At 69.8% G+C, this 13,249-nt stretch carries 10 protein-coding genes; 8 read left to right on the forward strand and 2 right to left on the reverse strand.

Annotated features, from left to right (window positions below; genetic code table 11):
- Positions 1-44: 44 nt before the first annotated feature.
- Complete coding sequence (locus IW249_RS16385) at positions 45-905, reverse strand: YhjD/YihY/BrkB family envelope integrity protein (RefSeq protein WP_196921552.1); 861 nt, start codon at positions 903-905, stop codon at positions 45-47.
- Positions 906-956: 51 nt separating this feature from the next.
- Between IW249_RS16385 and IW249_RS16390 the strand changes: the two genes are divergently transcribed.
- The 7 genes from IW249_RS16390 (at position 957) to ispG (ending at position 11,193) form a co-directional block, all read left to right on the forward strand.
- A complete protein-coding gene (locus IW249_RS16390) occupies positions 957-1,508 on the forward strand; it encodes a GNAT family N-acetyltransferase (RefSeq protein ID WP_196921553.1) in 552 nt (183 codons plus the stop codon).
- 450 nt (positions 1,509-1,958) lie between these two features.
- Entirely contained in the window at positions 1,959-5,927 is a 3,969-nt protein-coding gene (locus tag IW249_RS16395) for a CARDB domain-containing protein (protein ID WP_196921554.1), read from the forward strand.
- A gap of 351 nt (positions 5,928-6,278) precedes the next feature.
- Positions 6,279-6,731 (forward strand): LppU/SCO3897 family protein, encoded by a 453-nt coding sequence (locus tag IW249_RS16400; RefSeq protein WP_196921555.1) that lies wholly within the window; start codon positions 6,279-6,281, stop codon positions 6,729-6,731.
- A 127-nt stretch (positions 6,732-6,858) separates the two neighbouring features.
- Positions 6,859-7,506: a Uma2 family endonuclease gene (locus tag IW249_RS16405; protein ID WP_196921556.1), complete on the forward strand. Its 648-nt coding sequence runs from the start codon at positions 6,859-6,861 to the stop codon at positions 7,504-7,506.
- Between the two features lie 43 nt (positions 7,507-7,549).
- On the forward strand, positions 7,550-8,761 hold the full coding sequence (gene dxr, locus IW249_RS16410; protein ID WP_196921557.1) for a 1-deoxy-D-xylulose-5-phosphate reductoisomerase: 1,212 nt from the start codon (positions 7,550-7,552) through the stop codon (positions 8,759-8,761).
- The gene (locus IW249_RS16415) at positions 8,761-10,011 is read left to right on the forward strand and encodes a M50 family metallopeptidase (RefSeq protein WP_196921558.1); all 1,251 of its coding nucleotides are present in this window, start codon (positions 8,761-8,763) and stop codon (positions 10,009-10,011) included. Before dxr ends, IW249_RS16415 begins: the two co-directional genes overlap by 1 nt.
- 9 nt (positions 10,012-10,020) lie before the next feature.
- Positions 10,021-11,193 (forward strand): flavodoxin-dependent (E)-4-hydroxy-3-methylbut-2-enyl-diphosphate synthase, encoded by a 1,173-nt coding sequence (ispG, locus tag IW249_RS16420; RefSeq protein WP_112588507.1) that lies wholly within the window; start codon positions 10,021-10,023, stop codon positions 11,191-11,193.
- A 94-nt stretch (positions 11,194-11,287) separates the two neighbouring features.
- On the opposite strand, the gene IW249_RS16425 is transcribed toward ispG, so the two are convergent.
- Positions 11,288-11,878: a PadR family transcriptional regulator gene (locus IW249_RS16425; protein WP_196921559.1), complete on the reverse strand. Its 591-nt coding sequence runs from the start codon at positions 11,876-11,878 to the stop codon at positions 11,288-11,290.
- Between the two features lie 112 nt (positions 11,879-11,990).
- Here IW249_RS16425 and IW249_RS16430 point away from each other — a divergent pair, with 112 nt between their 5' ends.
- Positions 11,991-13,244: an MFS transporter gene (locus tag IW249_RS16430; protein ID WP_196921560.1), complete on the forward strand. Its 1,254-nt coding sequence runs from the start codon at positions 11,991-11,993 to the stop codon at positions 13,242-13,244.
- The last annotated feature ends 5 nt before the right edge of the window (positions 13,245-13,249 follow it).

Consider the following 13,249-nt stretch of genomic DNA (forward strand, 5'->3'; position numbering starts at 1 on the left):
GGTTTTCGTCAAGGAATGGCCTCGCGGTGACGCCAACCTCTTGATCAACCCGGCGGGGTGGGGGTGGGGGTGGGGGTGTTGGGGTGGGTGGTGCGCCAGCGGGAGAGGGCCAGGGTGGCGGAGTAGCCGGCCAGGACGATCACGTGGAACAGGTAGAGCCAGAGGAGGACGGCGACGCCGCCGCCGATCTCGTCGAAGCCGCCGAACGGCACGCCCAGGTCCAGTGGGAGGGAGGCGAAGAGCACGAAGCCGTGCAGGAAACCGGAGAGGTTCGCCGCGGTGAACGACCCGATGCCGAGGGTGGAAAGCCAGTCCGGTGAGGCCGGCCCGACGACCCGGAACACCCACACCAGCACCGGCGTGAGCACCAGCCAGACCGCCAGGAACGACAGCACCACGCCGAGCACACCGAGCCACCCGCCCTGGCGGACGAGGCGGGTGGTGAGCGGGAGCGCCAGCAGGATCGACAGCAGCAGCGCGGGGGCCGGTGCGAGCAGTGGCAACAGCAGGAGCCGACCCCGCCAGCCGACCAGGTGCTCGTCGGAAAGGGGAGCGGCCACCGAGACGAAAGCCCGCCGCAGGCCCTCGCCGTAGAGCGAGGCGGGCAGCAGGGAGGCCAGCGCCAGCAGCGGGGTCAACCCCACCCCGGCGTCGACCAGCGCCTCCACCGCGCGGGGCGCGCCGATCGCGGTGGGCAGGGCCTCCACGGCGTACGAGGTGAGCCGGCGTACCCGGTCGGCCCCGGCCACCAGTGCGGTGAGCCAGATCGCCAGCAGGGCGACCGGCACCACAGCGATCGCCCCGTAGAAGGTGATCGCGGCGGCGTGCAGCGACAGGTCCCGTCCGCGCACCGGACGGAACGCGGCACTGGTGATCCGTTTCGCGCGCTGCCAGCCGTTGCCCATCGGGTCCTCCTTCCCTGTCGTCGGCCCCGCCACTCCTTAAGATCGCCGACCATGACTGTTCTCACCACCGAACGCCTGATCCTGCGTGACTGGACCGACGATCCGGCCGACCTGGCCCGGATCTACGACATCTACCGCCGTCCGGAGATCACCCGCTGGTTGGGCGCCTCGCCGGGCCTGCCGATGACGGACCCGGCCCAGGCCGTCGAGCGGCTGCGGATCTGGCAGGACCGGCACGCCGACGACGGTGGCCGGTACGGCACCTGGGCGGTCGAGGTACGTGAGACCGGTCAGGTGGTCGGTACGGCGCTGCTCAAGCCGCTGCCGGGGCGGGACGAGGCGGTGCGTACCGAGGACATCGAGACGGGGTGGCACCTGCACCCCGACTCGTGGGGTCACGGCTACGCCACCGAAGCCGCTCGTGTGCTCGTCGCGCGGGAGTTCGCCGCCGGCACCCGGGAGATCTACGCGGTCGTGTCGCCGGGCAACGAGCCGTCGATGGCTGTCGCTCGGAGGCTGGGCATGACCCATGTGGGCCAGCGCACCGACTGGTACGGCGGAGAGCTGCTGGAGACCTTCGTTTTGACGGCTCCAGATGCCTGATCGTTCCCGTACGACCTGACGCAAGATCCGCGCAACTTCGGGGAAGGTGTGGCCTCCAGTCGTCGGGAGGTGGCACCTTCCCCGAAATTGTGGGCAGTTCAGCGGGGACGACGGCCATCAGGGCAGACAAGTCCGTCAATAGTCACGGGTGTCGAAGTGTTGACGCTCCCGTAGCACGTCAGTAACCTTTGGGCCAAAGTAACGCAAGATTTTGACAAAGGCGTGCATGGTTCTGCGCACGCTCTCGGAAGATTCAACGGGCCTCCTGGGGAGGCCCGTTGATGGTCGTACCCATCTGGTGTTTCCGGGACGAGCGGCGCCCCCGCGCCGCCCGTGCCACCCCGTCTCTCTCGACACCGGCCCGTTCGCGTCGGCCGGCGCTGCACCGCCGCACCCCCACCCCCGTGGTCCAGCCACCGCGGCAACCGTCCCCCGACGACAAGGACAGTGATGAGACGAACGAATCTGTTCAGGATGGTGGCGGCCACGGCCGCCGCCGCGCTGATCGCCACGGCCGGGGCGACCGCCGTCGCGAACCCGGCCGCCGCCGGCCCCGCCGAGTCGGCAGCAGCACCGAGCGCCGGCTTCGCCCCGGCGGCCACCAACCTCGCCCAGGGCCGTCCCACCCAGGAGAGCGGCCACGCCGACGTCTACGACTCGTCGAAGGTCGTCGACGGCAACGCGGGCAGCTACTGGGAGAGCGTCAACAACGCGTTCCCGCAGTGGGTGCAGGTCGATCTCGGCGCGTCGCAGAGCGTCAACCAGGTAGTGCTGAAGCTGCCGACCTCCGGTTGGGGGACCCGGACGCAGACGCTGAGCGTGCGAGGCAGTGCCAACGGTTCGTCCTTCATCGACCTGGTCGGGTCACAGACGTACACCTTCAACCCGGCGAGCGGCAGCACCGCCACGATCAACTTCAGCTCGACCTCCACCCGCTACGTCCGCATCACCATCACCGCCAACAGCGGCTGGCCGGCCGGGCAGCTCTCCGAGCTGGAGGTGTACGGCAGCGGCGGCACCACCCCGGACACCACCGCGCCGAGCGTGCCGGGCAACCTCTCGTACACCCAGTCGGGCACCACCATCAGCCTCAACTGGGTCGCGTCCACCGACAACGCGGGCGGCAGCGGCATCGCCGGCTACGACGTCTACCGCAACGGCGCGTTCCTCCAGTCAATCGGCAACGTGACCACCTTCAACGACACCCAGCCGGCGACGGCGACCGTGTCGTATCACGTCCGGGCGCGCGACGCCGCTGGCAACCTCTCCGGCAACAGCAACACGGTGACCCGTACCGGCAGCGGTGACACCACCGCGCCGAGCGTCCCCGGGACGCTGTCGCAGAGCACGTCGGGCAGCACGATCACGCTCAACTGGGGGGCCTCCACCGACTCCGGCGGCAGCGGTCTCGCCGGCTACAACGTCTACCGGGGCGGCAACCTGATCGCCACGCTGGGCACCGTCCTCACCTACCAGGACACCCAACCGGCGACGGCGACCGTGTCCTATTACGTCCGCGCCCGCGACGGCGCCGGCAACCTCTCCGGCAACAGCAACACCGTCACCCGGACCGGCAGCAACCCGCCCGCCTGCACCAACGTGGCGCAGGGCAAGAGCATGACGGCGAGTGGCTCCACCTTCAGCTTCACCCCGGACAAGGCGAACGACGGGCAGCTGACCACCTACTGGGAGGGCGCGGCGAGCTACCCGCAGAACCTGACAGTGGCGCTGGGCGCGAACCACTCCATCTCCGGTGTCACGGTGAAGCTCAACCCGGACCCGGCCTGGGGCACCCGTACCCAGACCATCCAGGTCCTCGGTCGCGACCAGGCGTCGTCCTCGTACACCAGCCTGGTGTCGGCGGCGGCCTACCAGTTCGCCCAGGGCAGCAACGTGGTGACCATCCCGGTCACCGCCACCACCGCTGACGTGCAGTTGCGGTTCACCGGCAACACCGGCGCCCCGTCCGGCCAGGTCGCCGAGCTGGAGGTGTGCGGCACCCCGGCGCCCAACCCGGACCTGGTCGTCAGCTCGGTGACCTGGTCGCCCACGTCGCCCAGCGAGGTCTCCCCGGTCACCCTCTCCGCCGTGGTGCAGAACATCGGCTCCGCCGCCGCCGGCGCGACCACAGTGAACTTCAGCCTGGCCGGCGCTGTCGTCGGCAGCGCCTCGGTGGGCGCGCTCGCCGCGGGCGCCTCGACCACGGTTTCGTTCAACGCCGGCACCCGGCCGATGGGCAGCTACGCCGTCTCGGCGGTGGTCGACCCGGCGAACACGATCGTCGAGCAGAACAACGGCAACAACAGCTTCACGGCCGCGTCACCGCTGGTGGTGGCGCAGGCCCCCGGCCCCGACCTCCAGGTGCTCAGCATCGCCTCGAACCCGCCGAACCCGGCCGTCGGGGCGTCCGTCACCTTCACCGTGACGGTCCGCAACCGGGGCACCACCGCGACCGGCGCGACCACAGTCACCCGGCTGGTCGCGGGCAGCACCACGCTCAACACCAACACCGCCTCGATCGCGGCCGGCGCGACGGTCACAGTGGCCGTCAGCGGCAGCTGGACCGCCACCAGCGGCGGCGCCACCATCACCGCCACCGCCGACGCCACGAACGTGGTCACCGAGACCAACGAGACAAACAACGCGTTCAGCCAGTCGATCGTGGTCGGCCGCGGAGCTGCCGTCCCGTACGTCTCCTACGAGGCCGAGGCCGGCCGTTACCAGGGCACGCTGCTGGAGACCGACCCGCTGCGCACCTTCGGGCACACCAACTTCGCCAGCGAGTCCTCGGGGCGCAAGTCGGTACGACTCGCCAGCACCGGCCAGTTCGTCGAGTTCACCTCGGCCAACCAGGCCAACTCCATAGTGGTGCGTAACTCCATCCCGGACGCGCCCGGTGGCGGCGGCATCGAGGCGACCATCAGCCTCTACGTCAACGACGTCTTCTCCCGGAAGTTGACACTGTCGTCCAAGCACAGCTGGCTCTACGGCAACACCGACGGTCCGGAGGCGCTGACCAACACCCCGCAGGCCGACGCCCGACGGCTCTTCGACGAGTCGAACGCCTTGCTGGCGCAGTCGTACCCGGCCGGCACCCGGTTCAAGTTGCAGCGCGACTCGGGTGACACTGCCTCCTTCTACGTCATCGACATGATCGATCTGGAGCAGGTGGCGCCGGCGGCGAGCCAGCCGACCGGTTGCACCTCGATCACCTCGTACGGTGCGGTCCCGAACGACGGGCTCGACGACACCGCCGCCATCCAGCGGGCGGTGACCGACGACCAGAACGGTGTCATCAGCTGCGTCTGGATCCCCGCCGGGCAGTGGCGGCAGGAGCAGAAGATCCTGACCGACGACCCGCTGAACCGGGGCACGCACAACCAGGTCGGCATCAGCAACGTCACCATCCGGGGCGCCGGCATGTGGCACTCGCAGCTCTACACGTTGACCGAACCGCAGAACGTGGTGGGCGGCATCAACCACCCGCACGAGGGCAACTTCGGCTTCGACATCGACAAGAACACCCAGATCTCCGACATCGCCATCTTCGGCTCCGGCCGGATCCGCGGCGGTGACGGCAACGCCGAGGGCGGCGTCGGTCTGAACGGTCGCTTCGGCACCGGCACCCGGATCAGCAACGTCTGGATCGAGCACGCCAACGTGGGCGTCTGGGTGGGCCGCGACTACGACAACATCCCCGACCTGTGGGGGCCGGCCGACGGGCTGGACTTCAGCGGCATGCGGATCCGCAACACGTACGCCGACGGCATCAACTTCAGCAACGGCACGCGTAACTCGCGGGTGTTCAACTCGTCCTTCCGGACCACCGGTGACGACGCGCTCGCCGTCTGGGCCAACCCGTACGTCAAGGACCGCACCGTCGACATCGCCCACGACAACCACTTCGTCAACAACACCATCCAACTGCCCTGGCGGGCCAACGGCATCGCCATCTACGGCGGCTACGACAACTCGATCGAGAACAACCTGATCTACGACACCGCCAATTACCCGGGCATCATGCTGGCGACCGACCACGACCCGCTGCCGTTCTCCGGCACGACGCTGATCGCCAACAACGGGCTCTACCGCACCGGCGGCGCGTTCTGGAACGAGGACCAGGAGTTCGGTGCCATCACCCTCTTCCCCTCCACCAGGGACATCGTCGGGGTCACCATCCGCGACACCGACATCATCGACTCCACGTACGACGGCCTCCAGTTCAAGAACGGCGGTGGCAACATGCCGAACGTCGCCATCACCAACGTACGGATCGACAGGTCCGTCAACGGTGCCGGCATCCTCGCGATGAGCGGGGCGCGCGGCAACGCCAACCTGACCAACGTGACCATCACCAACTCGGCCGACGGCAACATCGTCATCCAGCCGGGCTCGCAGTTCGTCATCAACGGCGGCTGACCCCGACCGGGGCCGCTCCGGCGGCCCCCGGTCGACGATCCCGCACGATCAGCACGGTTTCAGTGAAGTCGGGGTGTCCGCATGCCGCGGACGCCCCGATTTCCGTAAGCCCGAGTCGATCGCCGGCGAGTGGCGTCAGTCGGACATCCGACGCCACCGCCGACGGTTCGGACCGGTCCTGATCGCCGAGGACGGCCGTTGGCCTGGTTCGACAGGGTGGGTAGCGGAGATCGTGCGGCCCCCTGTTGGCGATCCAGGGTGCGTGACGTGCCTCGTGGCGACCTGTCAATGTGGAGGGTGGATCGGCGCCGCGACCGCGGAGGGCTGCACCACAACGGGTCGGAGGCGAGAATGGATGACGAAACCGGGTCCACCGCAAGCCGGCCGCTGCGTGCCCTACTGCCCTGGTTGGGTGCCGCTGCCGCGATCGCCGGCATCGTGGGCGTGGTGTTCCAGGTGATCGAATGGGCCGGTTCCCGCGCCACGCCAACGGCGAAGCCCAGCGCGGGAGCGAGCCCGACCGTCGCCACCCCCGCCGCCAAGGCGAACGGCGATGAGCAGTTCGTGCAGGCCGGGCAGTGTGTGCGTAACGCCGGTGACGCGGCCAGCGTGGTGTACAAGATCGCCCCGTGCGATCGCGGGACATGGCGGGTGCTGGCTCGCATCGAACAGGTCGTCGTCGACGAGGCGCAGGCCGACGCGGTGTGCGAGGCCCAGGCGCCCGGCTTCATCGACTACCACTACTCGAACTGGACAAAACGCTCCGACTACCTCGACGTCGTGTTCTGCGTCGCCCCGGCCTGAACGCCGCCAGCACCCGGGGTCGGGCCGATATCCCGATCTGTCGCACCGCGTGTGCGATGCCGTGCCGGGCGGGGCGGCGCGACTAGGCTGAGCTGAGCAGGATGGTCCGCTGAGGGGGTGAGCCCGGATGGCCCAGGCAGCGTTCGCGCCGGAACCGGCGCCGCAGCACACCGAGCCGTCGTTCGACGTGCTGCGGTGGCACGACGAGCCGTGGACCGCGCAGCTCGCCCTCGACCTGTTGCCGGAGACCAACGGCCCCAAGGTTGAGGTCCTGAGCGGAAGCGTGATCGTGACACCACATGCCGGGTACGACCATCAGGACGCGGAGCTGGGCCTCGCCTATCTCCTCAAGCAGGCGGCCCGTCGGGCGAAGCTGTGGCTCTATCTTGAGACGAACATCGTCTCGGGCCCGGATCTCTTCATCCCGGACATCGTCATTCTCGACGCTCCCGGCGGCGGTCGAACGACGATGGACATCAGGCACGCTGTGCTTCTCGGGGAGATCGTCTCGCCCGGAAACCGGCGCAAGGACATCATCGACCGCCCGCGTGAGTACGCTGCCGCCCGCGTGCCCTTCTTCCTCCGGGTTGACCTGCGCAATCGGGTGCCCACCATCGCCTTGTACGAGTTGACCGAGGGGGAGTACCGGCCGGTGGCTGCCGCTGCGGCCGGGACGCGCTTCGTCATGCGGGAGCCGTTCGAGTTCTCCATTGATCCGGCCGACCTGCTGGGCGAGGAGGCGCTGCCGGAAGCGTCGGCGGACGGGGAGGGCTGAGGCTCCCAGCGGGCGTTCAGTGACGGTGGGAGAGAATGGCCGGGTGACTTCCCCCCGCGACCTTGTTCTGCTCGGGTCCACCGGCTCGATCGGCACCCAGGCCATCGACATCGTCCGGCGTAACCCGGACCGGTTCCGGGTGGTCGCCGTGGGTGCCGGCGGCGGCAACGTCGAACTGCTCGCCGCGCAGGCCCTCGAACTGGGCGTCGAGGCGGTCGGGGTGGCCAAGGCGTCCGCCGCACAGGACCTGCAACTCGCGTTCTACGCCGAGGCGAGCCGGCGCGGGTGGGCCACCGGAGACTTCAAGCTTCCCAAGATCGTGGCCGGCCCGGACGCCATGACCGAGCTGGCCCAGTGGCCGTGCGACATCGTGCTCAACGGGGTGGTCGGCTCGCTGGGCCTCGCTCCTACGCTGGCCGCGCTGCGCGGTGGTCGTACTCTCGCGTTGGCCAACAAGGAGTCCCTCGTCGCCGGCGGCCCGCTGGTCAGGGCTGCCGTGACGCGGCCGGGGCAGATCGTCCCGGTCGACTCGGAGCACTCGGCGCTGGCGCAGTGCCTGCGCTCCGGGACGCGCGGTGAGGTGCGCCGGTTGATCGTCACGGCCAGCGGTGGCCCGTTCCGGGGGCGGCGGCGCGACGAGTTGACGCAGGTCACACCCGAGCAGGCGCTCGCGCACCCGACCTGGAACATGGGTCCGGTCGTCACGATCAACTCGGCCACCATGGTCAACAAGGCCCTTGAGGTGATCGAGGCGCACGAGCTGTTCGACGTGCCCTACGCCGACATCACAGTGATGGTGCACCCGCAGTCGGTGATCCACTCGATGGTCGAGTTCGTCGACGGGTCGACGATCGCCCAGGCCAGCCCACCGGACATGCGGCTGCCGATCGCGCTCGGCATCGGCTGGCCGGACCGGGTGCCCGAGGCCGCCTCCGCCGTCGACTGGACGGCCGCGCACACCTGGGAGTTCGCGCCGCTCGACGACGAGGCGTTCCCGGCCGTCGCCCTGGCCAAGGCCGCCGGGGAGACCGGGCGCTGCCGACCGGCGATCTACAACGCGGCGAACGAAGAGTGCGTGGCCGCGTTCGTGGCGGGCCGGCTGCCGTTCCTCGGCATCGTCGACACCCTCGAACGGGTGTTGGAGGAGGCTCCGGACTTCGACGAACCAGGTACCGTCGAGGACGTGCTCGCGGCCGAGTCGTGGGCACGCACGCACGCGCAGGAGATCATCGCGGGTTCGGTGGAAGGAGCTTGATGTCGTACCTGCTCGGGGTGGTCCTCTTCGCCCTGGCCATTCTCATCTCGGTGAGTCTGCACGAGGCGGGTCACCTGCTGACCGCCAAGATGTTCGGGATGAAGGTCACCAAGTACTTCGTCGGTTTCGGCCCCACCATCTGGTCGTTCCGGCGGGGTGAGACCGAGTACGGCCTCAAGGGCATTCCCCTCGGCGGTTTCTGCAAGATCGTCGGGATGACGCCGCAGGACGACGACGTCGAGCCGGGCGACGAGTCACGCGTGATGTGGCGCTACCCGGTCTGGAAGCGGACGATCGTGATGGCCGCCGGGTCGATCACGCACTTCGCGCTCGCCCTGGTCACGATCTGGATCCTCGCCGTCTCCGCCGGCCTGCCCAACCCCGACTTCCCGACCACGGACGCGCAGGCCCGCCAGGAGCCGGCCGTCATCCAGCTCAGTGAGTGCGTGGTCCCGGAGAACGCGGTGCGGGCGTGCACCCCCGCCGACGCGGCCAGCCCGGCCGCCCAGGGGCAACTGCGCAACGGGGACCGGATCACCTCGGTCAACGGCACCCCGATCAACTCCTACGGCGACCTGCTCACCACGCTGCGCGGGCTCAAGCCGGGCGACACCGCACAGATCGCGTACGTCCGCGACGGGCAGTCGGCCACCACCAGCACGGTGCTCGCGCAGACCCAGCGTCCGCCGCTGAACGACCCCAACGGCGCCGCCGCGCCGGTCGCCGCGCTCGGCGTCGGGCTCGTCCCGAGCACCCCGACCCGTGTGACGTACGGCCCGGTCGGCGCCTTCGGCGCCACCGCCGACTTCACCGGTCAGCTGGCCGTCGGCACCGCCCAGGCGCTCCAGCGCCTCCCGCAGAAGGTCCCCGCCCTGTGGACCGCCCTGACCGGCGGCGAGCGGGACGTCGACACCCCGATCAGCGTCGTCGGCGCCAGCCGGCTCGGCGGCGAGGCGGTGGAGAACAACGCCTGGCTGGTCTTCTTCATGCTCTTCGTGTCGCTGAACTTCTTCATCGGCGTGTTCAACCTGCTGCCGCTGCTCCCGGTGGACGGCGGCCACATCGCCATCGCCTGGTTCGAACGGGCCCGCTCCTGGGTCTACGCGCGGATCGGCCGGACCGACCCAGGCCGGGTGGACTACCTCAAACTGATGCCCTTCACGTACGTGGTGATCCTGATCGGCGGCGCGTTCACGCTGCTGACCATCGCCGCGGACGTCGTCAACCCCATCACGCTCTTCTCAAGGTGAGTGCCTGAAGTGACAGCTATCAGTCTCGGTATGCCAGCCGTGCCGCCCCCGCCGCTCGCTCCCCGTCGGGCCAGCCGCCAGATCATGGTCGGTTCGGTCCCGGTGGGTGGTGGTGCGCCGGTGTCGGTGCAGTCGATGACCACGACCCTCACCTCCGACATCAACGCGACCCTCCAGCAGATCGCCGAGCTGACCGCGTCCGGTTGCCAGATCGTGCGGGTGGCGGTGCCGTCCCAGGACGACGTCGAGGCGCTGCCCGCGATCGCCAAGAAGTCGCAGATCCCGGTGATCGCCGACATCCACTTCCAGCCCAAGTACGTCTTCGCCGCGATCGACGCCGGCTGCGCGGCGGTCCGGGTCAACCCGGGCAACATCCGGCAGTTCGACGACAAGGTCAAGGAGATCGCTCGGGCCGCCGGGGCGGCGGGGGTGCCGATCCGGATCGGCGTCAACGCCGGGTCGCTGGACAAGCGCCTGCTGAGCAAGTACGGCAAGGCCACCGCCGAAGCGCTGGTCGAGTCGGCGCTGTGGGAGTGCTCGCTCTTCGAGGAGCACGGCTTCCGTGACATCAAGATCTCGGTCAAGCACAACGACCCGGTCGTGATGATCCGGGCGTACCGGCAGCTCGCCGAGCAGTGCGACTACCCGCTGCACCTCGGCGTCACCGAGGCCGGGCCGGCGTTCCAGGGCACCATCAAGTCGGCTGTCGCGTTCGGCGCGCTGCTGGCCGAGGGGATCGGCGACACGATCCGGGTGTCGCTGTCCGCCCCGCCGGTCGAGGAGATCAAGGTCGGCAACCAGATCCTGGAGTCCCTCGGTCTGCGCGAGCGGGGCCTGGAGATCGTCTCGTGCCCGTCCTGCGGGCGGGCCCAGGTGGACGTCTACAAGCTCGCCGAGGAGGTCACCGCCGGCCTGGAAGGGCTGCCGGTGCCGCTGCGGGTCGCCGTCATGGGCTGCGTGGTGAACGGTCCGGGCGAGGCCCGGGAAGCCGACCTCGGGGTCGCCTCCGGCAATGGCAAGGGCCAGATCTTCGTCAAGGGTCAGGTCGTCAAGACGGTGCCCGAGGCGCAGATCGTCGAGACGCTGATCGAGGAGGCGCTGCGGATCGCCGACGAGATGGGCGCCGAGCTCCCCGAGGAGCTGCGCGGTCTGGTCACCGGCCCGACCGTCACAGTGCACTGATTTTCCGTTTGGAAAAAGCGGCCGTTCCCCATGTGGGGAACGGCCGCTGTGCGTTTGTGCTGATCTCGCTGTGGCGCTGTGGTGCGGGCTGGCGTCACTCGGATTCGGCGAGGATCGCGTACAGCTTGCGCCGGGTCTCGTCGAGCACCTGGGCGGCCCGCTCGCGCTGGTCGTCGGTGCCATTCATCATGACCTGGCGCAGGGCGTTCATCGCCTGCGCGCCGGAGTCGCGGATGTCGTGCCAGCTGCTCACCGTGCCCTGGGCGACGTCCGCCCACGGCGGGGTCTGCGCGGCTTCGGTGGCCTCGGCCTGACCGGCCTCGGTGACAGTGAACCGCTTCCGCCCACCACCGGACTCCTCGGTGCTGGCGACGATCACTCCCTCGTCCTCCAGTAGCTGGAGGGTGGGGTAGATCGAGCCTGGGCTCGGCCGCCACGCACCGCCGGTGCGGGAGTCGATCTCCTGGATCATCTCGTAGCCGTGCATCGGCCGCTCGGTGAGCAGGGCCAACACCGAGGATCGGACGTTGGGGCGTCGGCCCCGACCCCGTCCACGGCCTCGGCCGCCCCAGGGGCCGCCGTGTCCGTGCTCGTGGCCGCCGTGCGGACCGGGCGGGACCGGCGGGAAGCCGAACCCCCGCATCCGGGCCTCGTGCATCGGGTGGTGCTGTCGGTGGAACCTCATCGGGTTCTTCCTTCCGTGGGACTATCGCTGATGCATCAACGATATATCGGCAATGCATCGGCGACAACTCTGATTTACCAAACCGTACGTACGTCTTGTTAGGGTGTCGGTCATGCGCCTGCTTCCCGCACCGGGCCCGGCCCGGGTCCTCACCCTCGGCACCCTGGTCAAGACCGTCGGGAGGGGCCTCTGGCTCGTCGCCAGCGCGCTCTTCCTCACCCGGTCGGTCGGCCTGTCGGCGACCCAGGTGGGCATCGGGCTGACCATCTCGGCCCTGGTCGGCGTGCTGGCCAGCACCCCGAGCGGCTACCTGGCCGACCGCGTCGGCCCGCGCGGAGTGCAGGTCGGTGCGCTGTTCGTCGCCGGCACCCTGACCATCGGCCTGATCACCGTCCGGTCGTTCCCCACGTTCGTGCTGGTGGGAGCGGCCACCGCGCTCGCCGACGCGGTCGAGCGCGGCGCCCGCGGCGCGCTGATCGCCGGAGCGATCCCGGCCGACCAGCGGGTCCGCACCCGCGCGTACCTGCGAGCCACCACCAACGTCGGGATCTCCGTCGGCGCCGTCCTCGGCGGCTTCGCCATCGCCGCCGACACCCGAGCCGGATACGTCGCGCTGATCCTGGCCTCGGCGGCGACGTCACTGGCCGCAGCGGTGGTCTTCCTCCGACTGCCCGCCATCGCCCCGGTCGCCGCGCCCACGCACGGCCCTCGGCTGATCGCCCTACGGGACCGCCCGTTCCTCGCCTTCACAGTGGTCGACGGGCTGATGTCGATGCACTTCAGCCTGCTCACCATCGCCCTGCCGCTGTGGATCGCCGGTCACACCCGGGCCCCCGCCTGGATGATCTCCGCGTTGACGCTGGTCAACACGGTGCTCGTGGTACTCCTCCAGGTACGCGCCGCGAACTCCGCCGCCACAGTGCCCGGAGCCGCCCGCGCCGCCCGGCGAGCGGGCGTGGCCATCGCCCTGGCCTGCGTACTCTTCGCCGCCAGCGGCGAGCTTCCCACCGCCGGCGCGGTGAGCCTGCTCGGCCTCGGGGCGGTCGCGCACGTCACCGGGGAACTGTGGCACTCCGCCGCCGGCTGGGGAATCTCCTTCGGGCTGGCACCAGCGGACGCCCAGGGGCAGTACCAGGGGGCGTACGGCATGGGCTACGAACTGGGCAAGATGCTCGCACCGGTGGTGGTGACCACCCTCGCCCTCGGTTGGGGCGTACCGGGCTGGCTCCTGCTCGGTGCCCTGTTCCTCCTGCTCGGAGCCCTGGTGCCCCCGGTCGTCCGGTGGGCCGGGCGGACGCCGCCCCGTGAAGCCTGTGCCGGCCTTGTCACTCGACCGGCGGAGCGGGGGGTCGATCTGGCAGGCTGATAGTC

This window comes from Micromonospora vinacea (genome assembly GCF_015751785.1).
GTDB classification, from domain to species: Bacteria; Actinomycetota; Actinomycetes; order Mycobacteriales; family Micromonosporaceae; genus Micromonospora; species Micromonospora vinacea.